Origin of the sequence: Leisingera aquaemixtae (genome assembly GCF_006740765.1) — a bacterium.
GTDB lineage: Bacteria > Pseudomonadota > Alphaproteobacteria > Rhodobacterales > Rhodobacteraceae > Leisingera > Leisingera aquaemixtae.
Genome location: NZ_CP041156.1, coordinates 92,117 through 114,000 on the forward strand (window position 1 = coordinate 92,117; position 21,884 = coordinate 114,000).

At 65.4% G+C, this 21,884-nt stretch carries 21 protein-coding genes; 8 read left to right on the forward strand and 13 right to left on the reverse strand.

Going from position 1 to position 21,884, the window contains the following annotated elements:
* Nucleotides 1–4: 4 nt before the first annotated feature.
* Both R2C4_RS00530 and R2C4_RS00535 read right to left on the reverse strand, forming a co-directional pair.
* Nucleotides 5–1,018, reverse strand: coding sequence for an alpha-ketoacid dehydrogenase subunit beta (locus tag R2C4_RS00530; RefSeq protein WP_141889124.1), 1,014 nt, complete (start codon nt 1,016–1,018; stop codon nt 5–7).
* Between the two features lies 1 nt (nt 1,019).
* Entirely contained in the window at nt 1,020–2,255 is a 1,236-nt protein-coding gene (locus R2C4_RS00535) for a 3-methyl-2-oxobutanoate dehydrogenase (2-methylpropanoyl-transferring) subunit alpha (protein ID WP_008558193.1), read from the reverse strand.
* A 162-nt stretch (nt 2,256–2,417) separates the two neighbouring features.
* Here R2C4_RS00535 and R2C4_RS00540 point away from each other — a divergent pair, with 162 nt between their 5' ends.
* Nucleotides 2,418–2,882 (forward strand): Lrp/AsnC family transcriptional regulator, encoded by a 465-nt coding sequence (locus R2C4_RS00540; protein WP_008558354.1) that lies wholly within the window; start codon nt 2,418–2,420, stop codon nt 2,880–2,882.
* A 22-nt stretch (nt 2,883–2,904) separates the two neighbouring features.
* On the opposite strand, the gene R2C4_RS00545 is transcribed toward R2C4_RS00540, so the two are convergent.
* The 8 genes from R2C4_RS00545 to cofG form a co-directional block, all read right to left on the reverse strand.
* On the reverse strand, nt 2,905–3,537 hold the full coding sequence (locus tag R2C4_RS00545) for a TetR family transcriptional regulator C-terminal domain-containing protein (RefSeq protein WP_058284837.1): 633 nt from the start codon (nt 3,535–3,537) through the stop codon (nt 2,905–2,907).
* 225 nt (nt 3,538–3,762) lie between these two features.
* Nucleotides 3,763–4,764: a TIGR03842 family LLM class F420-dependent oxidoreductase gene (locus R2C4_RS00550; protein WP_027234022.1), complete on the reverse strand. Its 1,002-nt coding sequence runs from the start codon at nt 4,762–4,764 to the stop codon at nt 3,763–3,765.
* Nucleotides 4,765–4,788: 24 nt separating this feature from the next.
* Nucleotides 4,789–5,457 carry an NADPH-dependent F420 reductase gene (npdG, locus tag R2C4_RS00555; protein ID WP_141889125.1) on the reverse strand — a complete coding sequence of 223 codons (669 nt, stop codon included), beginning with the start codon at nt 5,455–5,457 and terminating at the stop codon, nt 4,789–4,791.
* Nucleotides 5,454–6,227, reverse strand: a complete 774-nt coding sequence (gene cofE / locus R2C4_RS00560) for a coenzyme F420-0:L-glutamate ligase (protein WP_141889126.1) — start codon at nt 6,225–6,227, stop codon at nt 5,454–5,456. The genes npdG and cofE overlap by 4 nt, the downstream gene beginning before the upstream one ends.
* Entirely contained in the window at nt 6,224–6,883 is a 660-nt protein-coding gene (gene cofC, locus R2C4_RS00565; RefSeq protein WP_141889127.1) for a 2-phospho-L-lactate guanylyltransferase, read from the reverse strand. Before cofC ends, cofE begins: the two co-directional genes overlap by 4 nt.
* The gene (gene cofD, locus R2C4_RS00570; protein WP_141889128.1) at nt 6,880–7,848 is read right to left on the reverse strand and encodes a 2-phospho-L-lactate transferase; all 969 of its coding nucleotides are present in this window, start codon (nt 7,846–7,848) and stop codon (nt 6,880–6,882) included. The genes cofC and cofD overlap by 4 nt, the downstream gene beginning before the upstream one ends.
* Nucleotides 7,845–9,116 (reverse strand): 5-amino-6-(D-ribitylamino)uracil--L-tyrosine 4-hydroxyphenyl transferase CofH, encoded by a 1,272-nt coding sequence (gene cofH / locus R2C4_RS00575; RefSeq protein ID WP_141889129.1) that lies wholly within the window; start codon nt 9,114–9,116, stop codon nt 7,845–7,847. Before cofH ends, cofD begins: the two co-directional genes overlap by 4 nt.
* The gene (cofG, locus tag R2C4_RS00580) at nt 9,113–10,255 is read right to left on the reverse strand and encodes a 7,8-didemethyl-8-hydroxy-5-deazariboflavin synthase CofG (protein ID WP_141889130.1); all 1,143 of its coding nucleotides are present in this window, start codon (nt 10,253–10,255) and stop codon (nt 9,113–9,115) included. The genes cofH and cofG overlap by 4 nt, the downstream gene beginning before the upstream one ends.
* 238 nt (nt 10,256–10,493) lie before the next feature.
* On the opposite strand from cofG, the gene R2C4_RS00585 reads away from it, so the two are divergent.
* From R2C4_RS00585 to R2C4_RS00615, 7 genes are all read left to right on the forward strand, one after another.
* Entirely contained in the window at nt 10,494–12,065 is a 1,572-nt protein-coding gene (locus tag R2C4_RS00585) for a Re/Si-specific NAD(P)(+) transhydrogenase subunit alpha (RefSeq protein ID WP_141889131.1), read from the forward strand.
* Between the two features lie 15 nt (nt 12,066–12,080).
* A complete protein-coding gene (locus R2C4_RS00590) occupies nt 12,081–13,511 on the forward strand; it encodes an NAD(P)(+) transhydrogenase (Re/Si-specific) subunit beta (RefSeq protein WP_141889132.1) in 1,431 nt (476 codons plus the stop codon).
* Nucleotides 13,512–13,536: 25 nt separating this feature from the next.
* The gene (aptA, locus tag R2C4_RS00595) at nt 13,537–14,856 is read left to right on the forward strand and encodes an omega-aminotransferase AptA (protein WP_141889133.1); all 1,320 of its coding nucleotides are present in this window, start codon (nt 13,537–13,539) and stop codon (nt 14,854–14,856) included.
* A 62-nt stretch (nt 14,857–14,918) separates the two neighbouring features.
* The gene (locus R2C4_RS00600; RefSeq protein ID WP_141889134.1) at nt 14,919–16,169 is read left to right on the forward strand and encodes a Zn-dependent hydrolase; all 1,251 of its coding nucleotides are present in this window, start codon (nt 14,919–14,921) and stop codon (nt 16,167–16,169) included.
* Nucleotides 16,170–16,174: 5 nt separating this feature from the next.
* Entirely contained in the window at nt 16,175–17,635 is a 1,461-nt protein-coding gene (gene hydA, locus R2C4_RS00605; protein WP_141889135.1) for a dihydropyrimidinase, read from the forward strand.
* Between the two features lie 94 nt (nt 17,636–17,729).
* Complete coding sequence (locus tag R2C4_RS00610; protein ID WP_058286647.1) at nt 17,730–19,220, forward strand: NCS1 family nucleobase:cation symporter-1; 1,491 nt, start codon at nt 17,730–17,732, stop codon at nt 19,218–19,220.
* 58 nt (nt 19,221–19,278) lie between these two features.
* Entirely contained in the window at nt 19,279–19,572 is a 294-nt protein-coding gene (locus tag R2C4_RS00615) for a DUF1330 domain-containing protein (protein WP_008558342.1), read from the forward strand.
* A 110-nt stretch (nt 19,573–19,682) separates the two neighbouring features.
* Here the strand turns inward: R2C4_RS00615 and R2C4_RS00620 are convergent, their stop codons facing one another.
* The 3 genes from R2C4_RS00620 to comD are packed head-to-tail and all read right to left on the reverse strand — an operon-like array spanning nt 19,683 to nt 21,852.
* Nucleotides 19,683–20,795, reverse strand: a complete 1,113-nt coding sequence (locus tag R2C4_RS00620) for an alpha-hydroxy acid oxidase (protein ID WP_141889136.1) — start codon at nt 20,793–20,795, stop codon at nt 19,683–19,685.
* Nucleotides 20,795–21,349 carry a sulfopyruvate decarboxylase subunit beta gene (comE, locus tag R2C4_RS00625; RefSeq protein WP_058286650.1) on the reverse strand — a complete coding sequence of 185 codons (555 nt, stop codon included), beginning with the start codon at nt 21,347–21,349 and terminating at the stop codon, nt 20,795–20,797. The genes R2C4_RS00620 and comE overlap by 1 nt, the downstream gene beginning before the upstream one ends.
* Nucleotides 21,346–21,852 carry a sulfopyruvate decarboxylase subunit alpha gene (comD, locus tag R2C4_RS00630; protein ID WP_058286651.1) on the reverse strand — a complete coding sequence of 169 codons (507 nt, stop codon included), beginning with the start codon at nt 21,850–21,852 and terminating at the stop codon, nt 21,346–21,348. Before comD ends, comE begins: the two co-directional genes overlap by 4 nt.
* Nucleotides 21,853–21,884: the final 32 nt, after the last annotated feature.

A 21,884-nucleotide genomic window follows, 5' to 3' on the forward strand; every position in this document is an offset into this window, starting at 1 on the left:
CCGGTCAGCCCTCCATCACTTTTTTCAAGGCCTCGCCGACACGGGCGGGGCCGGGGAAATACTCCCATTCCTGCGCGTGCGGATAGGGCGTGTCCCAGCCGGTGACGCGGATGATCGGCGCCTCCAGGTGGTAAAAACAGATCTCTTGCACCAGGCTCATCAGTTCGGCGCCGAACCCGGAGGTGCGCGTCGCCTCATGCACGATGACACAGCGGCCGGTCTTTTCGACCGAGGCCTGGATCGTGTCCAGATCAAGCGGCATCAGCGTGCGCAGGTCGATCACCTCGGCATCGACGCCGCTGGCCTCAGCCGCTGCCTCGGCCACGTAAACCATGGTGCCATAGGCCAGAACCGTGACATCGCCGCCTTCGCGGGTGATGCTGGCCTTGCCCAGCGGCACGATCTCCGCGCCCTCCGGCACCTCGCCCTTGGGGTGGTTTTTCCAGCTGGTGACCGGGCGGTCGTGGTAGCCGTCGAAGGGTCCGTTATAAAGCCGCTTGGGCTCCAGGAAGATCACCGGATCGGGATCTTCGATGGCGGCCAGCAAGAGCCCCTTGGCGTCGCGCGGATTGGAGGGCACCACCACCTTCAGCCCCGACACATGGGTGAACAGCGCTTCCGGGCTCTGGCTGTGGGTCTGGCCGCCGAAAATGCCGCCGCCGGTGGGCATGCGGATCACCAGCGGGCAGGTGAAATCGGCGTTGGAGCGGTGGCGCAGGCGCGCCGCCTCCGAGACGATCTGGTCATAGGCCGGATAGACGTAATCGGCGAACTGGATCTCGATCACCGGCTTCAGCCCGTAGGCGGCCATGCCAATGGCGGTGCCGACGATGCCGGATTCATTGATCGGCGCGTCAAAGCAGCGTGATTTCCCGTATTTCCTCTGCAATCCCGCGGTGCAGCGGAAGACGCCGCCGAAAAACCCCACATCCTCGCCGAAGACGACGACGCGGTCGTCCGCTGCCATCGCGACGTCATGGGCCTCGCGGATGGCCTCGATCATGGTCATGCTGGCCATTTCAGTACCCTGCTTCCTGACGCTGCCGGATCAGATGCGGCGGCATGGTTTCATAGACACCCTCGAACATGTCGCGCGGGCTGGGGGTCTTGCCGCCGCCCAAGGTGCCGATGGCCTCGGCCTGCTTCTGGGTGGCGATGACCCCGTCCAGGATTTCCGCCTGGGCCTGGGTGTGGCGGTCTTCGCTCCACTCGCCGATGGCGATAAGGTGCTTCTTCAGCCGCTCGATCGGGTCGCCCAAGGGCCAGGCCGCGGCCTCGCTCTTGGAGCGGTAGGCGGAGGGGTCGTCGCTGGTGGAGTGCCCGCCGGCGCGGTAGGTCACATGCTCGATCAGGGTCGGGCCATGGCCGCGCCGGGCCCGCTCGCAGGCCCATTTCGCCACCGCATGAACGGCCAGGTAGTCGTTGCCGTCCACCCGGATCGAGGCGATGCCAAAGCCGTGGCCGCGTGCCGCGAAGGTGCCGACGCCGCCGCGGGCGATGCCCTGGAAGGTGGAAATGGCCCACTGGTTGTTGACGATGTTCAAGACCACCGGCGCGCTGTAGGTGGAGGCAAAGACCATGGCGGCGTGGAAATCGCTCTCGGCGGTGGAGCCGTCGCCGATCCAGCCGGTGGCGATCTTGGTGTCGCCCGAAATGGCCGAGGCCATCGCCCAGCCGACCGACTGCACGAACTGGGTGCCAAGGTTGCCGGAGATCGAAAAGAACCCGTGTTCCTTGGAGGAATACATGATCGGCAGCTGGCGCCCGTGCAGCGGGTCGTCGGCGTTGGAATAGATCTGGTTCATCATCGTCAGCATCGGATAGCCGCCCGCGATCAGCAGCCCGGCCTGACGGTAGGTCGGAAAGTTCATGTCGCCCGGCCGCAGCGCGCGGGAAAAGGCGCAGGACACCGCCTCTTCGCCCAGATGCTGCATGTAGAAGCTGGTCTTGCCCTGGCGCTGCGCGTTCATCATCCGGGCGTCAAAGGTGCGCAGGGTCAGCATGTGGCGCAGGCCCTCGCGCAGCTCGTCCGGGCTGAGCGCGCCGGCCCAGTCGCCCACCGCCTCGCCGTCCTTGTTCAGCACCCGGACGATGGAAAACGCCATATCGCGGATCGAATCCGGGTCAGCGTCAACCGGCGGGCGTTTGACGGCCCCGGCGCGCGGGATCTCGAAATCCGAGAAATCCGGCGTGTCGCCCGGGCGGCAGCCCGGTTCCGGCACGTTCAGCGATAGCGGCGGGAAATCATCACTCATGCGGTCCCTTTCTGATCAAAGCCCCTGCACCGCGCCGCGCAGCACGCGCTGCGCGGCGCAGGGCCTGTCCCCCAGCTTAGCAAAACCGCATGGTTGAAAAATAACGAATATAGGGGTAGTGAAGCAAAAATCAGAGAAAATACACTCGGAAAAGCAAAATTTATGGTGGTTTTCGCTACGGATTCAGTTGATCGGGAGATACTTCGCGCGCTGCGCGATGACGGGCGGATTCCGCTGGTGCAGCTGGCGGCCCGAGTCGGCCTGTCCCAGACGCCCTGCAAGCGGCGCCTGCAGCGGCTGGAGGAAAGCGGCCTGATTTCCGGCTACATCGCCCGCATCGACCGCAAGGCTGCGGGGTTTGGCATCACCGCCTTTGTCTCGGTGGAGCTGGAGCGCCAGGACGCGGACGAAATCGCCCGGTTCCAGAAGAGGACTGCCCAGTTCGAGGAGGTGGTCACCGGCACGCTGATGACCGGCGCGCAGGATTTTCTGCTGGAAATCGTGGTGGAAAGCCTGGAGGAATTCGAGACCTTCCTACAGACCAAGCTGCTGCGCATTCCGGGCATCCGGGTGGTGCGGTCCCGCTTTGCGCTGCGCAAATTCATCGACCGGGCGCGGATCCCCTGACCGCCGGGGCGGTCCGCGGCCGTCAGCCGGGCTGCACCGTAAGCAGCTTCTTGTACATCTCCAACAGGAACAGCTCCGCCTCGGCATAGCGGTCAACGGCCTTGGCGGGGGCGATTTCCTCGATCTGGACGTCGAAATCGGCGTAATGCTGGGTGGTGGCCCAGATTGAGAACAGCAGATGGTGCGGATCGACGGTTGCGATCCGGCCCTCGCGCATCCAGTCCTCCAGCACCGTGATCTTGGTGTTGTAAAGCTCCTTCAGCGGGCCGAAAATCTCGCTGCGCGACTGCGGCAGGCCGCTGAGGATTTCATTGGCGAAGAACTTGCTTTCCTTGGGAAAATTCCGCGAGATTTCCAGCTTGCGGCGGATGTACTGGCAGATTTCGTCGATCGGGTCGCCGTGCTGGCTCAGCATGTTCAAAGGCGCCATCCACAGCTGCAGGGTGCGGGCCAGCAGCTCCTGGCGGATCGCGTCCTTGCTTTCGAAATAATACAGCAGGTTCGGCGTGGTCAGCCCGGCGTTCTTGGCAATCAGGTTGATCGACGCGCCGGAAGATCCGTGCTGGGCAAAAACCTCCAGCGCGGCGGCCAGGATCTGTTCCGTCTTTTTCCGCTGAATCCGGGTCTTCGGCTTTTCAGCTGCCATGCGCGCCATGAAAATTCCGCCACTTATAAAAATGTCTATCTGGCGCCCTATTGGCACAAGTCAAAGGCTGTTGCCAGCGGTCGCGCGCAAAAGGCCGGGTCAAAACAATCTGCCGGTGCAGGCAGGCCGCGCGGAAAGCAAAGGAGCGGGCAGCCAGAGCCGCCCGCCAATAGGCACCGTCCGCGGGGAGATTTGTCCGGACGGTGCCGTTTCCGGGCTGGCGCCCGGCGCAGTTCAGCGGAACGCCGGGATGATCTTTTCGCCATAGTCGGCGATGATCTTCTCCTCGTCGCCGCTGTCGAGATAGATGTTGAACTGGGTGGTGCCGGCGTCCTGCAGATCGCGGATCTTGGCGATATGCTCGTCCGGGGTGCCCAGCACGCAGAAGCTCTTGACGATGTCTTCGGTGATGAAGTCCAGGTACGGGTTATCGCTCTGGCCGTGCTTGGAGTAATCGTAGCCCTTCCGGTTCTTGATGTAATCGGTCAGGCTGGTCGGGACGTGGTCACCGTCGGTGCCGTATTTCTCCACGATATCAGCAACGTGGTTGCCGACCATGGCGGGGAACCACTTGGTCTTCTCGATGCCTTCCTCGATCGGGCCGGTATGCGCCGGAGCGGCGGCCATCACGCGGTAGTTCGACATGTCGCGGCCTTCGGCTTCACCGCCGGCCTTGGCCTGGTCCGCCAGCCACTTGATGATCTTGGGTTCAGCAATCTGCAGCACCACGCCGTCGCCGACCTTGCCGGCCGAGGCCAGGGCCTTGGGACCGTAGGCGCCGATCCAGACCGGCAGCTCATAGCCCTGGGCCCAGGGGAACTTCACCGGCTCGGGGCATTCGCCATACTGCACTTCCTCGCCGCGGATCAGCGACTTCACGACGTGGGTGAATTCTTCCATCCGTTTGATGGTCGAGGGTTTCTTGCCCATCACCCGCACCGCGCTGTCGCCGCGGCCGAGGCCGATGTCGAAGCGGCCGCCGGACTGTTTCGCCAGCGAGCCGAACAGCGAGGCGGCCACCGACCACTCGCGCGAGTTCGGGTTGGTCACCAGCGGGCCGAAGCGCATCTTGGTGGTGTGCTCCATGCACATCGCCATGGCGACAAAGCTTTCGCGCCACAGGATGTGGCTGTCGTAGAACCAGCAGTAGGCAAAGCCTGCGTTTTCCGCCTGGCGGACCAGCGCGCGGGCGCGTTCGGGCTCAACGAAGCCCTTGAAGCAAATACCGAATTCCATGTGTGTTTTCTCCCTGTTGGAATCTTAGTGTTCGGGGGCCCAGATGCGGATGCCCGCGTGGGTGAAGGGCACCGCCTTGGAAATGTTCTGGCGGATCAGGATCGGGGTGATCGCCTCGATGCAGCGGGCGGCCTCGGCGTCGCCGGCGTTGTAGGCCTGGACATCCAGCGCGCCGACCAGCTCGATCACCTTCTTGCGGGCGGGCAGGCTGTTGCCGCAGACCAGGATGTCGCAGTTAATCGGCCAGTCCAGGTTGTTGAGCGTGGTCGCCGACACGTTGTGCAGCGCGCCGATCACCGGAATGTCGTCACCCAAGAGCGCCTGCGCGGCCTCGGTGGCGGAGCCTTCGGGCGGCATCTCAACCTTCTTGGGGTCGCCTTCCTTCAGCGGCACCACGATATCGACCAGGATCTTGCCCGCCAGGCCCGGCTTCAGCGCCTCCAGCGTGGCGTTATGGGCGGAAAACGGCACCGCGAGGATGACCATTTCATCCGCCGCCGCGGTGGCGCCTGCATTGTCCAGCCCTTCGATCGGCGCGGCGCCCTCCGGCAGCTTCGCCATCAGCTCTGCCGCGATGCCGGCACTGCGTTCGCCATCGCGCGACCCCAGTGCCACGGCGATCCCTGCGCGGGCAAAGCGCAGCGCCAGCCCCTGGCCCTGCGGCCCGGTGCCGCCAATGATTGCGATCTTCATCTGAACATATCCTCCTGTTTTTTCCTGAGTATGTCGGCGCCGCGGCTGTCGGCGGGCTGCCAGTCGAGCCCGCGCAGCAGCACCGCCGGTGTTTTTCCGTTCTTGCGCACCACCAGACCTGAGGCGGCGGAAATCTCGTCCGCCAGCGCCGGTTCGGTCACCTGCAGCGGCCGCCCCCAGGCGTCCAGGTTGCCCTGCTCCTGAATGGTGGCGGGAACCTTGCTGAGGCCGATGGCGACATTGATCTGGCCCAGCCGCCACGGGCGGCCGAAGGTGTCGGTCATCACCACGCCGATCTGCGCACCGAACCGGGCGGCCAGCGCGGCGCGCAGGCGCTCACAGCTGGCGTCGGGATCGCGCGGCAGCACCATCGCCGCGTCCTCCTCGCCGAAGTTCGATTCATCGACCGCCGCGTTGGCGGAGATGAAGCCCAGCCGGTGCTCGCAGATCATCGTGCCGGTGTTCTGGTCCGGGCGGCGGAAGGCGCGCACCACGCGGGTGCTTTCGCGCAGGACGATTTCCACCTTGCGCGGGTCCTTGTTCAGTTCCTCGCCGTATTTGATGGCTTCCGCCGAAGGCGTGACCGAGGCCAGCGGGATGATGCAGTCTTCCGCTTTCGAAAACACCTTCTGCGCGATGCACAGGATATCGCCGTCCTGCAGACCAAGCCCGGCCTGCTCCAGGCAATCGCCCAGAACAGCCGCCAGATCGTCGCCGTTCTGGATATCCGGCACGCCGGGCACGGCGGTGAGAGTGACGGACAGGCTCATCGCGCGCCCTCCCGCATCAGGGCCTGCGGGTTCTGCGCCAGCAGGCAGCTGAGGTCCTCGGCGGTGTCAACGTCAACACGCAGGCTGTCCAGCGGCAGCACCACCGGGCACAAGCCCGCGGCCTCTGCCGCACGCCGGTGGGCGATCAGCGATTTCTGCCCGTAGGCAAAGGCAAAGGGGCAGGGCAGCGGCACCAGCAGCGCGTTTGTGCCAAGGTCAGTGGCCGGGCACAGCACCGCGCGGGTGCCGTCCAGCGGATAGGCCAGAAGCTGCGCCAGGTCGTCCGGCGACGGGTCCGCCAGATCGCCCGGCAGCACGCACAGCGCCTCATACCCGTTTGCCGCGGCCCAATCCGCCGCCGCCTCCACCGCCAGCGACAGGGTGCCGGGGTCATTGTCGTCGATGCAGATCAGCCCTGCCTGGCGGGCGATGCGCGCGATCACCGGGCTGTTGGACGCCACGGCAATGTCGATGGCGCCTTGGGGCAGCCTGGCAACCGCATCCTGCAGCCGCGCGATGGTCGCGCGGAACAGGCCGCGGGCGAGCGCTTCGCGGTCCCGCGGCGCCAGCGCAATGCTCAGCCGCGTCTTGGCCCGGGAGGGATCCTTCATCGGGATCACCGCCAGCCGCTTGCCGGATTTCGCCGCCGCGCTCATGCCGCTGTCTCCCGGTTCGCGCGGGTGAGGCCGAGATCCGCCACTTCGCGCGCCAGGCGAGCCTTGTCTTCTTGGGTCGTCATCAGGATTTCGCTGCAAACTGGCGCCAGCCCCATCGCGCGGATTTCGCCCGCCAGCCCGGCATCGGCGTGGTCGATCACCAGCGTATCGGCCAGCCCGCGGTAGCGCGCGGCCACCCCGGCGGCATCGGCCCGTTCCCCCAGCGCCGCCATCATGCGGTCGGCCGGGCCTTTGACGACCTTGCCGCCGATGAACGGGCTGACGGCAACCTTCGGCGCGCGCGCCGCCCGCAGCGCCGCGGACATTCCCGGCACGCCCAGAATGGGGGCAATGCTGACCAGCGGGTTGGAGGGCGCAATCACGATCAGATCCGCCTGCCGGATCGCCGCCAGCGCCTCTGGCGCGGGGCGGGCCTGCGCCAGCCCGTCAAAGGCCAGCTCCCGCACCTCCGGCGCGCAGCGTTCGCGCACGAAATACTCCTGGAAACTCAGCCAGCCCGCATCGGTGCGCACCCGGGTCTGCACCTTATTATCCGTCGGCAGCAGGATTTCCGCCCCGGCGCCAAAGGCACGTGCCACGTCGCGGGCGATATCGCTGGGCCGGTCGCCGCGCAGGCGGCGCATGGTGCGGTAGATGTGCAGGCCGAAGTCGCGGTCGCCCAGCGACATCCAGGTGTCCGCGCCCAGCGTGTTCAGCGTCTCCAGCGCCCGGTGGCTCTCATCCGCCACGCCCCAGCCCTGATTGCGGTCGATCACATCCGCCAGGCTGTAGGTCAGCGTGTCGATATCGGGCGAGACCCAGAGGCCGTGGAAGTCATCGTCGTCCGCCACATTGCCGATCACCGACAGCGCCACATCCGGCAGCGCGGCCAGGCCTTCGGCCATCTTGGCGCCGCCGACGCCGCCCGCCAGCAGGGTGACCTTATGCTTCTGCGCGCCGCTCATTCCGCCGCCTCCAGCGCGGGGCGTTCCGGGAACATCTGGAGGAATTCCAGCGGGTTGCGCCCTTGCCGGTCAACCAGCGGAGCGATCACCTCGGGGTCGTGGTGCTCATAGACCTCGCGCACCTCGTAGATGGTGTTGCGGCGCACCGGCACCCGGCCCGCGGCGCGAATGATCTGCGCCAGCTCGCGCGCGGTGATCTCCTGCCCGTGGTCCGATCCGGCCGAGCGCGAGATGCTTTCGTTCATCAGCGTGCCCCCGAGGTCATTCACCCCGCGCGACAGCATCTGTTGCGCCCGCGCCGCGCCCAGCTTGGTCCAGCTCACCTGGATATTGTCGATCCAGCCGTGCAGCATGATGCGCGACACCGCGTGCATCAGGTCCACCTCCAGCGCGGTGGGACCGGGGCGCACTTTGTCCGGGTTCTGCGACCAGAGCGGCGACTCGGTATGCACAAAGGACAGCGGCACCAGCTCGGTAAAGCCGCCGGTGTCCTTCTGGATGTCGCGCAGCAGGCGGATATGCGCGGCCCAATGCTCCGGCCCGTCGATATGGCCGTACATGATGGTGGCGGTGGTCGGGATGCCGACCTCATGCGCGGCGCGGATGATCTCGACCCATTTCTCGGCGCTCAGCTTGTTCTTGGTCAGCTGCATCCGCACTTCGGTATCCAGGATCTCCGCCGCGGTGCCGGGCATCGAGCCGAGGCCCGCCTCCTTCAGATCCGCCAGGAAATCGCGGTAGGACATCTTGGTCTTGGACGCGCCGTACCAGATCTCAAACGGCGAGAAGGCATGTATGTGCATGTCCGGCAGCGCCGCTTTGAGGGCGCGCACGATGTCGCGGTAATAGGTGCCCTCCATCTTGGGATGCAGGCCGCCCTGGATGCAGACCTCGGTGGCGCCGCGGTCCCAGGCTTCCTGCGCGCGCTCAACGATCTGCGCGGGCTCCAGCCACTCGGCGTCCTTGTCCTCGCTGCGCTTGGCAAAGCCGCAGAAGCGGCAGCCCATATAGCAGATGTTGGTGAAGTTGATGTTGCGGTTCACCACAAAGGAGACGCGCTCGCCATTGGCGCGGCGGCGCAGCGTGTCCGCCACGGCATAAACCGCTTCGGCATCGGCGCCGGTGGCGCGGAACAGCTCGATGCCTTCCGCTTCAGACACCTCGCCGCCCTCCAGCGCCATCTCCAGAATGGCGCGGACCGGGGCGGAGGCGGCGCTGACGGCAGCCGGGACAGTGGCAAAATTCTCGGCGGATTGCTGGATGGTCATGCTGTCTCTCCGATGTGGCGCTGATCGCGGGCGAGGCCGTTTTCCTGGGCCATGCCGGCCGCGCGGGCCAGCACGCCGGGGTTGATGAAGCCGCTGTCCCCGGTCAGGTAGCGGGGGTAAACGGTGAGCCGCTCGCGCAGCTCGAACCCGGCCCCTGTGCAGGAGTTTGCCAGCGCCCGGATCTCCGGCCATTCGTGCTGCGGGTTGATGAAGTCGATGGTGACGGGCGAAATCCCGCCCCAGTCGTTGATGCCCGCCTCCAGATAGGCGATGTGGCGGGCGCTGAGGTTCGGCGGCGCCTGCAGGCTGATCTCCGGCGCGAGGATGATGCGGGCGGCGGCGATGGTGCGCAGCATGTCCTCCAGCGCCGGTTCCGGGTGGTTCGCCATCTCAATGTCCGGCTTGCGCTGGAAGTTCTGGATAATGACTTCCTGGATGTGGCCATGGCGGGCGTGGGCGGCGTTGATCGCATGCAGCGCCTCGATCCGCTCGGCAAATGTCTCGCCAATGCCGATCAGCAGGCCGGTGGTAAAGGGCACCTGCTTCTGGCCCGCGCGTTCCAGCGTGCGCAGGCGCTGCACCGGCACCTTGTCGGGGCAGGCATAATGCGGCTGGCCCTTGCGGGTCAGGCGGCGGCTGACGGTTTCCAGCATCATCCCCATCGAGGCAGAGACCGGGTGCAGCACGTCGATCTCGTCGTCCGTAAGAGTGCCCGCGTTCACATGCGGGAGCAGGCTGGTCTCGGCCAGCACCAGCTCGCACATGTCGCGCAGATAATCGGTAAGGCGGGAATACCCCAGCCGTTCCAGCCCCTTGCGGGCTTTCTCATAGCGCAGCTCCGGCTTCTCGCCGAGGCTGAACAGCAGCTCTTTGCAGCCCTCGCGCTCGCCTTTCTGCGCCACCGCCAGCACCTGCTCCGGCGTCATGATATTGGCCTCCGGCGAATCCGGATGCTTGACGAAGGTGCAGTAGCCGCAGGTGTCGCGGCACATGTTGGTCAAGGGCACGAAGGCCTTGCGCGAATAGGTGACCGTGCGGCCCCATTGGGCGTCGCGGATGCCGGCGGCACGCGTCATCAGGGCGCGCAAATCTCCGGTCTCCGCCCAGGCGGTGCCTGTGCTGAGCGATTGGGTGTTCATGGTGTCCTCCCTGCCTCAAAGACTGTGGAGGAGGGCGCGCCATGTCAAATATTTTTTTAGCTGTAAGTCAAAAAAAATACCGTAAAGGCGTGGATGTCCCGGATAACAAGCTGTTTTTAAACTGCTAAAAATATGAGCTGACAAAAATATTGACTACTAAGTAAAACAACCAAATACTTCTTCCCAATCGCAGGCAGCCGGTCCGCCGGACGCTTCAGCGAAAAGGGAGGACATTGAAGTGCTTATTGGAACGCCAAGGGAGCTGGCGGCTGGAGAGTCGCGCGTTGCGATGACGCCGGAGTCTGCGGTTCAGCTGCAGAAGCTGGGCTATGACTGCGCGATCGAGACGGGGGCCGGGGCGGCGGCGGGGTTTTCCGATGCCGCTTATGAAGCCGCCGGGGTCGAGATCCTCAAGACACCGGCCGCGCTGTGGAAGGCCGCCGATATCATCGCCAAGGTGCGCCAGCCGGATGCCGCCGAGCTGAAGCGGCTGGCCAAGGGCAAGACGCTGATCTCCTTCTTCAATCCGGCCGGAAACGAAGACGGCATGGCGCTCGCCAAGGCCAAGGGCGCCAATGTGATCGCCATGGAAATGGTGCCGCGAATCTCCCGCGCGCAGAAGATGGATGCGCTCAGCTCCATGGCCAATATCGCGGGCTACCGCGCGGTGATCGAGGCAGGCAACAACTTCGGCCGCTTCTTCACCGGCCAGATCACCGCCGCAGGCAAGGTGCCGCCCGCCAAGGTGCTGGTGGTCGGCGCCGGTGTGGCAGGGCTTGCCGCCATCGGCACCTCCACCTCGCTTGGCGCGGTGACCTATGCCTTCGACGTGCGGCCCGAAGTGGCCGAGCAGGTGGAATCGATGGGCGCCGAGTTCGTCTATCTCGACTTCGAGGAGGACCAGCAGGACGGCGCCGCCACCGGCGGCTATGCGGCTGTTTCTTCTCCGGAATTCCGCGAAGCGCAACTGGCTAAGTTCCGCGAGCTGGCGCCGGAGATGGACATCGTCATCACCACCGCGCTGATCCCGAACCGCGACGCGCCCAAGCTGTGGCTTGCCGACATGGTCGCGGCGATGAAGCCCGGATCGGTCATCGTCGACCTGGCCGCCGAGCGCGGCGGCAATGTGGAAGGCACCGTGAAGGACGAGAAGGTGGTGACGGACAACGGCGTCACCATCATCGGCTACACCGACTTCCCCAGCCGGATGGCGGCGCAGGCCTCCAGCCTTTATGCCACCAACATCCGCCACATGATGACGGACCTCACGCCGGACAAGGACGGCCAGGTCAACCACAACATGGAGGACGACGTGATCCGCGGCGCCACCGTGGCGTTTGAGGGCGAGATCACCTTCCCGCCGCCGCCGCCCAAGGTGCAGGCGATTGCGGCCAAGCCCAAGGAGACGGTGCCGGAGCTGACGCCGGAGGAAAAACGCGCCAAGGAGGTTGCGGCCTTCAAGGCGCAGACCAGGAGCCAGGTCACGCTGCTGGCCGGGGGCGGTGCGCTCCTGTTGCTGGTGGGCCTGTTTGCGCCGGTCAGCTTCATGCAGCATTTCATCGTCTTTGCGCTGGCCTGTTTCGTGGGCTTCCAGGTGATCTGGGGCGTCGCGCACTCGTTGCACACGCCGCTGATGGCGGTCACCAACGCGATCTCCTCGATCATCATCCTGGGCGCCTTGATGCAGATCGGCTCCGGCTCGTTCCTGGTGATCCTGCTCGCCGCGCTCAGCGTCTTCATGGCCGGGATCAACATCTTCGGCGGCTTCCTCGTCACCCGGCGCATGCTTGCCATGTTCCAGAAATCTTAAAGAAGGGCCGAGTTCATGGATTACGGTTTCACCACCGCCGCCTATGTCGTTGCGGCTGTTCTGTTCATCCTCAGCCTCGGCGGGCTGTCCAACCAGGAAAGCGCCAAACGCGCGGTCTGGTACGGCATCGCGGGTATGGGTCTGGCGGTTTTTGCCACCCTGATCGGCCCCGGCTCGGGCCTGTGGCTGCTGTCGCTGCTGCTGATCGCGGGCGGCGGCATCATCGGCACCTATGTCGCCAAGAAGGTGCAGATGACCGAGATGCCGCAGCTGGTTGCCGCGATGCACTCGCTGGTCGGCCTGGCCGCGGTCTTTGTCGGCTTCATCGCGCATTTCGAAATCGGAAATGTGGCGGCGGCCGCCAGCACCGAGGACCTCGGCACCTTCGCCAAGCTCATTGCCAAGAAAACCCCGGCGGAGATCGCCTTCCTGCGGGTTGAACTCTTCCTCGGCATCTTCATCGGCGCCATCACCTTCACCGGGTCTGTCATTGCCTTCGGCAAGCTGGCGGGCAAGGTGACCTCGGCGGCCACCAAGCTGCCGGGCGGCCACATGCTGAACGCCGGCGCCGCGGGCCTCTCCTTGCTCTGCCTGATCTGGTACTTCAACACCGGCGGCTTCCTGCCCCTCGTGCTGATGACGCTGGCGGCGCTGTTCATCGGCTACCACCTGATCATGGGCATCGGCGGCGCCGACATGCCGGTGGTGGTGTCGATGCTGAACAGCTACTCCGGCTGGGCCGCGGCCGCCATCGGCTTCAGCTTGGGCAATGACCTCCTGATCGTGGTCGGCGCGCTGGTGGGCTCTTCCGGTGCGATCCTCAGCTACATCATGTGCAAGGCGATGAACCGCTCCTTTGTCAGCGTGATCCTGGGCGGCTTCGGCGGCACCTCCGGTCCGGCGATGGAGATCGACGGCGAGCAGATCGCCATCGACGCCGACGGCGTGGCGGCGGCGCTGGAGGAGGCCGACAGCGTGGTGATCATCCCCGGCTACGGCATGGCGGTGGCGCAGGCGCAGCAGAACGTCGCCGAACTGACCCGCCGCCTGCGGGCCAAGGGCAAGAACGTGCGCTTTGCGATCCACCCGGTCGCAGGCCGCCTGCCGGGCCACATGAACGTGCTCTTGGCCGAAGCGAAAGTGCCTTACGACATCGTGCTGGAAATGGACGAGATCAACGAGGATTTCCCGGACACGGATGTGGCCATCGTGATCGGCTCCAACGACATCGTGAACCCGGCGGCGCAGGAGGACCCCAACTCCCCCATCGCGGGCATGCCGGTGCTGGAATGCTGGAAGGCGAAACAGGTGTTTGTCTCCAAACGCGGCCAGGGCACGGGGTACTCGGGCATCGAGAACCCGCTGTTCTTCAAGGAAAACACCCGCATGTTCTATGGCGATGCAAAGCAGAGCCTCGATACGCTGCTAAAACTCGTTGCGGCCTGAACACTCGAACGAAAAGGACTTGGACATGGATAATCAACTGAAGCGGCCGAACGCCATGGATGCCTACTGGATGCCGTTCACGGCCAACCGGCAATTCAAGCAGTCGCCGCGCATGGTCGCCTCGGCCGAGGGCATGTATTACACCACCACCGACGGGCGCAAGGTGATGGATGGCACCGCGGGCCTGTGGTGCGTCAACGCGGGCCACGCTGCGCCGCGCATCACCGAGGCGGTGCAGAAACAGGTCACCGAACTGGACTATGCGCCCGCCTTTCAGATGGGCCACCCCAAGGCGTTTGAGCTGGCCGCGCGGCTGGCGGAGCTGGCGCCGGGCGATCTGAACCATGTGTTCTTCACCAACTCCGGCTCGGAATCGGTGGAGACCGCACTGAAAATCGCGCTGGCCTATCACAAGGCCAAGGGCGAGCAAGGCCGCACCCGGCTGATCGGGCGCGAGAAGGGCTATCACGGGGTGAACTTCGGCGGCATCTCGGTGGGCGGCATCGTCAACAACCGCCGCCATTTCGGCAGCCTGCTGACCGGCGTCGACCACCTGCGCCACACCCATGACCCGGCGCGCAACGGCTTTACCAAGGGCCAGCCGGAGCATGGCGCGGAGCTGGCGGAGGATCTGGTGCGGCTGATCGAGCTGCACGGGGCGGAGACCATCGCCGCGGTGATCGTCGAGCCGATGGCAGGCTCCGCCGGGGTGATCCTGCCGCCCAAGGGCTACCTGCAGCGGCTGCGCGAGATCACCCGGGAGCACGGTATCCTCTTGATCTTCGACGAGGTGATCACCGCCTATGGCCGCCTGGGCCGGGCCTTTGGCGCGGATTACTACGGCGTCGAACCGGACATGATCACCACCGCCAAGGGTCTGACCAACGGGGTGATCCCGATGGGCGCGGTGATGATCAGCAGCGCCATCCACGATGCCTTCATGACCGGCCCGGAGCATATGATCGAGCTGTTCCACGGCTATACCTACTCCGGCAACCCGGTCGCCTGCGCCGCGGCGCTGGCGGCGCTGGACACCTACCGCGAGGAGGAGCTGTTCGAGCGTGCGGCGGCGCTGGAGGACTATTGGTCCGATGCCCTGTTCAGCCTTCAGGGGATGCCGCATGTGAAGGACATCCGCTGCTCCGGCCTGGTCGGCGCGGTGGAGCTGGAGCCGGTTGCGGGGGTGCCCACCAAGCGCGCCTTCGACACCTACCTGCGCGCCTGGGACAAGGGGGCGCATCTGCGCACCACCGGCGACATCATCGCGATGTCGCCGCCGCTGATCATCGAAAAGACGGAAATCGACGAGCTGATCGGCATTCTGGCCGAGTCGCTGGTCGCGTGAGGACCTGCCTCTGCCTTGCGCTCGAATGGCGCGCGGGGCAGGGGCGGCAAAGGGAGAGAGATATGAAAGACGTGCAAAGCAACGCCCGCATCAACGGCAGCCGCCTGTGGGACACGCTGATGGAGATGGCGCAGAAAGGCCCCGGCCTGCGCGGCGGATGCAACCGCCAGACGCTGACCGACGCCGACAAGGAAGGCCGCGACCTGTTCAAGCGCTGGTGCGAAGAATCCGGCATGACCGTCGGCGTCGACAGCATGGGCAATATGTTTGCCCGCCTGGAAGGCACCAATCCGGATCTGGATCCGGTGATGATGGGCAGCCATCTGGACACCCAGCCCACGGGCGGCAAATACGACGGCGTGCTGGGCGTGCTGGCAGGGCTTGAGGTGGTGCGCTCGATCCGCGATCAGGGCATCCGGACCCGCCGCCCGATCGTGGTGGTGAACTGGACCAATGAGGAAGGCACGCGGTTTGCCCCCGCGATGCTGTCCTCCGGCGTTTTTGCGGGCGTTCATACGCAGGACTGGGCCTATGCGCGCGAGGATGCGGAAGGCAAGAAGTTCGGCGAGGAACTGGCCCGCATCGGCTACGCGGGCGATGAGCCGGTGGGCAACCGCAAGATGCACGCGATGTTCGAGCTGCACATCGAGCAGGGCCCCATTCTGGAGGCCGAGGGCAAGGACATCGGCGTCGTGACCCATGGCCAGGGCCTGAACTGGCTGCAGGTGACGCTGACGGGCCAGGAGGCGCATACCGGCTCCACCCCGATGCCGATGCGCCGCAATGCGGGCCTGGGGGCCGCGCGGATCACGACGCTGGTGCATGAGATCGCGATGAGCCACCAGCCCGACGCCGTTGGTGCCGTGGGCCACTGCGATTATTACCCCAACAGCCGCAACATCGTGCCGGGCAAGGTGGTGTTCACCATCGACTTCCGCTCGCCCAGCTTTGACACGCAAGCGGACATGGAGCGCCGCCTGCGCGAGGGTGCCGCCAAGATCGCCGAGGAGCTGGAACTGGGCCTGGAAATCGAGCAGGTCGGCCATTTCGACCCGGTGACGTTCGACGAAAACTGCGTCTCTGCCGTGCGCCGTGCCGCCGAGCAGCTGGGCTATTCGCACCGCAACATCATCTCGGGCGCAGGCCATGACGCCTGCTGGATCAACAAGGTTGCGCCGACCGCGATGGTGATGTGCCCCTGCGTCGATGGGCTCAGCCACAACGAGGACGAGGAAATCAGCCGTGAATGGGCCGCGGCAGGGGCAGATGTGCTCTTGCATGCCGTGCTGGAAACGGCAGAAGTCGTGGAGTGAAGACTATGACTGCAAGAACCGTGATCAAGGGCGGCACTATCGTTGCCGCCGACCGCAGCTATGCCGCCGATGTCGCCATCGAGGATGGCAAGATCGTGCAGATCGGCGCGGGCCTCACTGGCGACAAGGTGCTGGACGCCGAGGGCTGCTATGTCATGCCGGGCGGCATCGACCCGCATGTGCATCTGGAAATGCCCTTCATGGGCACCCATTCGGCGGATGACTTTGAATCCGGCACCCGCGCGGGCCTGGCTGGCGGCACCACCATGGTGGTGGACTTCTGCCTGCCAAGCCCCGGCCAGTCGATGCTGGAGGCGCTGGAGGCCTGGCACGCCAAGTCCAAACGCGCCTGTGCCGACTACTCCTTCCACATGGCGGTGACCTGGTGGAGCGAGCAGGTGTTCAACGAAATGCAGCAGGTCGTGGATCTGGGCATCAACACCTTCAAGCATTTCATGGCCTACAAGGGCGCGCTGATGGTGGACGATGACGAGCTGTTTGACAGCTTCCGCCGCTGCGCCGCGCTTGGCGCGCTGCCGATGGTCCATGCGGAAAACGGCGACGTGGTGGCCACCATGCAGCAGAAGCTGCTGGCCGACGGCATCCGCGGCCCCGAAGGCCATGGGCTGTCGCGTCCGCCCGAGGTCGAGGGCGAAGCCACCAACCGCGCCATCATGATCGCCGACATGGCGGGCGTGCCGCTGTACGTCGTGCATACCTCCTGCGAGCAGGCGCATGAGGCGATCCGCCGGGCGCGCCAGAAGGGCATGCGCGTCTATGGCGAGCCGCTGATCCAGCATCTGGTGCTGGACGAAAGCGAATACCGCAACCCAAATTGGGACCACGCCGCGCAGCGGGTGATGTCGCCGCCGTTCCGCGACAAGGCGCATCAGGACAGCCTGTGGGCCGGTCTTCAGGCAGGTTCGCTGCAGGTGGTGGCGACTGACCACTGCGCCTTTACCGTGGATCAGAAACGCTTTGGCATCGGCGATTTCACCAAGATCCCGAACGGCACCGGCGGGCTGGAGGACCGGATGCCGGTCCTGTGGAGCGAGGGCGTGAACACCGGGCGGCTGACACCGAACGAGTTTGTGGCCGTGACCTCGACCAATATCGCGCGTATCCTCAACATATACCCGCGCAAAGGGGCGATCGTGGAAGGCTCCGACGCCGATCTGGTGGTGTGGGATCCGAAGAAGTCCAAGGTGATCTCGCCCGAAACCCAGCAGTCGGTGGTGGAGTACAACGTCTTCTCCGGCCGCGAGGTGACCGGCCTGCCGCGCTATACCCTCAGCCGCGGCGAACTGGCGGTGGACGACGGCACCGTCTGCGCCACCCCGGGGCATGGGCGTTTTGTCGAACGGCCCGCGTTCCCCGAGGTCAGCAAGGCGCTGTCCAAGTGGAAACAGGTCACCGCGCCGCGCCAGGTTGTGCGCTCGGCTGAAAACATGCCGGCCTGCGTCTGATCACGGTCCCCGGCGCAGGCCGGGGGCTTTTGCATTTACTGCCTGCCGCAGAAGCAGGCAGCAACAAAGCCAAATAACAGGGAGGAAACTCAAAATGGCTGATGTAACCAGCGGGTATTCCGCGTCCGGCGCCGACGCGCCGCCGCGGGTGGATCTGACCGGGATCGACCCCGAACTCTATAACGAGGACCAGCTGCCGACGACGGCGGCGGAACGCACCTGGGACTGGCTGGCAATTGCCGCGCTTTGGGTGGGCATGGTGGTCTGTATTCCGACCTACCTGCTGGCCTCCTACCTGATCGGCTCCGGCATGAGCTGGGATCAGGCAGTTATGACCATTCTGGCCGCCAACGCCATCGTGCTGATCCCGATGGTGCTGGTGGGCCATGCCGGCACCAAATACGGCATCCCCTTCCCGGTGCTCTTGCGCTCCTCCTTCGGGCCGACCGGCGCCAAGATCCCGGCCGTGGCCCGCGGCATCGTCGCCTGCGGCTGGTTCGGCATCCAGACCTGGGTCGGCGGCTCGGCGATCTTTGTGATCCTCAACACCCTGACCGGCGGTGCGCTGGCGGGCGAGGCGCTTCCGGTGCTGGGCATCAGCGCGGGCGAATTCATCTGCTTCCTCGCCTTCTGGGCGCTGCATCTCTACTTCATCGCCAACGGCACCGAGTCGATCCGCTGGCTGGAGACCTATGCGGCCCCCTTCCTGCTGGCGATGGGCCTCGCCCTGCTGGCCTGGGCCTATGTCAACGCCGGCGGCTTCGGCGAGATGCTGTCCACCCCCAGCGCCTTTGATCCGGGCCAGCCGCAAGAGGGCCAGTTCTGGGTCGTCTTCTGGCCGAGCCTCACCGGCATGATCGGTTTCTGGGCGACGCTGGCGCTGAACATCCCCGACTTCACCCGCCACGCCAAAAGCCAGAAAGACCAGCTGGTGGGCCAATTGGTCGGCCTGCCGATCCCGATGGCGCTGTTTGCCTTCATCGCCTCCGCCGTGACCTCGGCCACCGTGGTGATCTATGGCGAGGCGATCTGGGATCCGATCCAGCTGTCTGAGAAGATGGGCGGGTTCTCGGTGATCATCGCGCTGTTTGCGCTGATCGTGGCGACGCTGACCACTAACCTGGCGGCCAACGTGGTGGCGCCTGCGCACGGGTTCTCGAACCTGGCGCCGAGCAAGATCAACCTCAAGCGCGGCGGCTATATCACCGCGGGCATCGGCATCGCGATGTTCCCCTGGGTTCTGGTGAACCACATCATCGGTTGGCTGATCGCTTATTCGGCGCTCTTGGGTCCGATCGCGGGCGTGATGCTGGCGGACTACTACCTGCTGCGCAAGACCAAGCTGGAAGTGGCTGACCTGTTCAAGATGAACGGCATCTATTCCGGCAGCAACGGCACCAACTGGGCCGGTGTCTGGGCGCTGGTGATCGGCATCCTGCCGAACCTGCCGGGCTTCCTGGCCGGTGTCGGCATTACTGCGGGCACCTCGGACTTCTTTGCCACGATCTACACCTACGCCTGGTTCGTGGGCCTGTTCGTGGCCGGCGCCGCCTATCTGGTGCTGTCCAAGATCCTGAACAAGTGACCTTTGGCCGGGGCGGTGCCTGCCGCCCCGGTTTCCTTTTCGGACAAGCGGAGTTCCCATGCCCAAAGCCTATTGGATTGCCCATGTCACTGTGACCGATCCCGATCCCTACAAGCTGTATGCCGAAGGCGCGACGGAGGCGTTCAAGACATTCGGCGCCCGCGTTCTGGCCCGCGGCGGCGCCTGCGAGCAGATGGAGGGCGACGGCCATCCGCGCAACGTGGTGATCGAGTTCGACTCGATGGAGGCGGCGCTGAGCTGCTACAACTCGCCGGAATACCAGGCCGCCAAAGCGCACCGCGAGGGCGCCGGGCTGGCCAATATCGTGATCGTCGAAGGCGCGCCCGGCTGAGCGGGCGCGCGCTTGCACCGGCTGCTTGCCGCCCTGCGTGACAGGAGGGGGCAGGCCGCCGGTCAAGTCATTGTTTTCTTGATTAAATCCAGCAGCCCGCCTGTGCGCTGCTACGATCGCCCGGAAAAATTGTCAGCTGACAATGCCGTCAGCCCGGTTTGCGCCATGGCGATGCTCAGCTCTTCGCTCAGCGCTTCCCACAGCTGTTGCAGCCCTGCTTCGCCCCCTGCCGCAATGGCAAACTGCAAAATCCGCCCCAGGAAGGTGAAGTCCGCCCCGGCCGACAGCGCCTTCAGCACATCCTCGCCCGACCGGAGGCCGCTGTCGTAGAACACCGGGAATTCCGGCCCCAGCGCGGCCCGGATTTGCGCGAGCATCTCTATCGGAGCAGGTGCGGCCTCCAGCTGCCGGGCGCCGTGGCTGGAGACCTGGATCGCGTCCGCGCCCGCCGCCGCCAGCGCGCGGGCGTCTTCAACGTCCAGCACGCCCTTTATCACCAGTTTGCCGGGCCAGAGGTCGCGCAGCCGGGTCAGCGTGTCCCAGGTGGCCCGCGCCCGGCTTTCGGTGCGGTCGAAGTCATAGCCTTCCATCTGGAAATTCGCCATCACCGGCTTGCCCTTCAGCAGCGCCGTCAGCGACCAGCGCGGGTGCAGGGCAAAGTCGAGGAACTGCCGCGGGCCGATGCGGAACGGCATTTTGAAGCCATGGCGCAACTCGCGCGGGCGGCGGCCGACCTCGGGCACATCGACCGTCAGCACCAGGGTTTGATAGCCGGCCGCGCGGGCGCGCTCCGCCAGTTTGAAGGTGCCGCTGCCGTCGCCGCTGAAATAGAGCTGGAACCAGGCATAGCCCTCCGCCGCCTCCAGGATAGTCTCCAAAGGGGTCGAGGCAACGGTCGAGACCCCATGCGGCACCCGGTGGCGGGCGGCCAGCCGGGCCAGCATCAGGTCGGCGCCGGGGGCGGCGAGGTTGCACATGCCCATGGGGGCAATCCCGAAGGGCCGGTCCGCTTCGGCACCAAAAATCCGGACCGCCAGCGAGCGCCGGCTGACATCGCGCAGGATACGGGGCCGCAGGGTGATGGCATCCAGGGCCGCACGGTTGCGCGCCGCCCCGGTTTCCTGCCCGGCGGCCCCGTCGATATAGTCAAACACCATCCAGGGCAGCCGCCGCCGGGCCAGGCGGCGGGCGTCCTCAGCCGAATGGATGGCGCCTGCACCCATCAGCCGGCCACGGCCTTCATGAAGCGGTCGCGGATCACCACCGGGTCCATCGTGATCACCGGCATCTTGGCGTTGCCGCTGTCGCATTTGACCACCAGAACCGTCGCCTCGCCGCTGGCCAAAGCCTCCTCCAGCGCAGGGCCGGTGTCCTTGTCCTGCACCTCCACCACCCGGGCGCAGCCGGCGGCGCGGGCCATGCCGGCCAGATCGGTGCGCTGGCTGGTGTAGGTCGGCTGATCGCCGGTGGAGCCATAGGAGCCGTTGTCGATGATCATCAGGATGTAGTTGCCGGGCGCGTTGTTGCCGATGGTGGGCAGGGTGCCGAGGTTGGTCAGGATCGAGCCGTCACCGTCGATCACGATCACCGGTTTCGGCTGCGCCAGCGCCAGCCCCAAGCCGATGGAGGACGCCAGCCCCATGGTGCCCAGCATGTAGAAATTGCTGGGCTGGTCGTCGATGGCGTGCAGTTCTTGCGACGGAATGCCGATGTTGCAGACCACCAGTTCGTTGCGCAGGATCGGCGCGATCTCTTTCAGGATTTCGGAACGGATCATTGGTCGCCATAGCCTCCCCAGAAATTGGCGTCGGTCAGGATGGCAACGGGCTTGTTGCACATGAAGGTGTATTTCAGGATGTTGTCGAACTCCTCGACATCTTTCTGCCAGTGAAAGTGGTAGGCGGGGATGTTGAGCTGCGCCAGGAGCGCCTTGGTATGCACCGCCATTTCGACCTGGCAGGCCACCGGCTCGCGCAGCTCGCCGCGGTAGGAGATCAGCATCGGCAGCGGCATCCGGTAGTACTGGATCAGCGTCGCCAGCGTATTGATGGTCACCCCGATGGCAGTGTTCTGCATTATGATGGCCGGGCGCTTGCCGCCCATCCAGGCGCCGGCGCACAGCCCCATGCCCTCGTCCTCCTTGTTGGAGGGGATATGGAAGATGTCGTCGCGCTGGTCGATCTCCTCGATCACCCCGGCCAGCTGCTTGCAGGGCACGGTGGTGACGAAGGAGACGCCGTTGGCCGCCAGATCGTCAGCGATCCTCTTGTCGATATTCATGGTGGGTTGCCTTTGCTTCGGGTGTCTTGTTT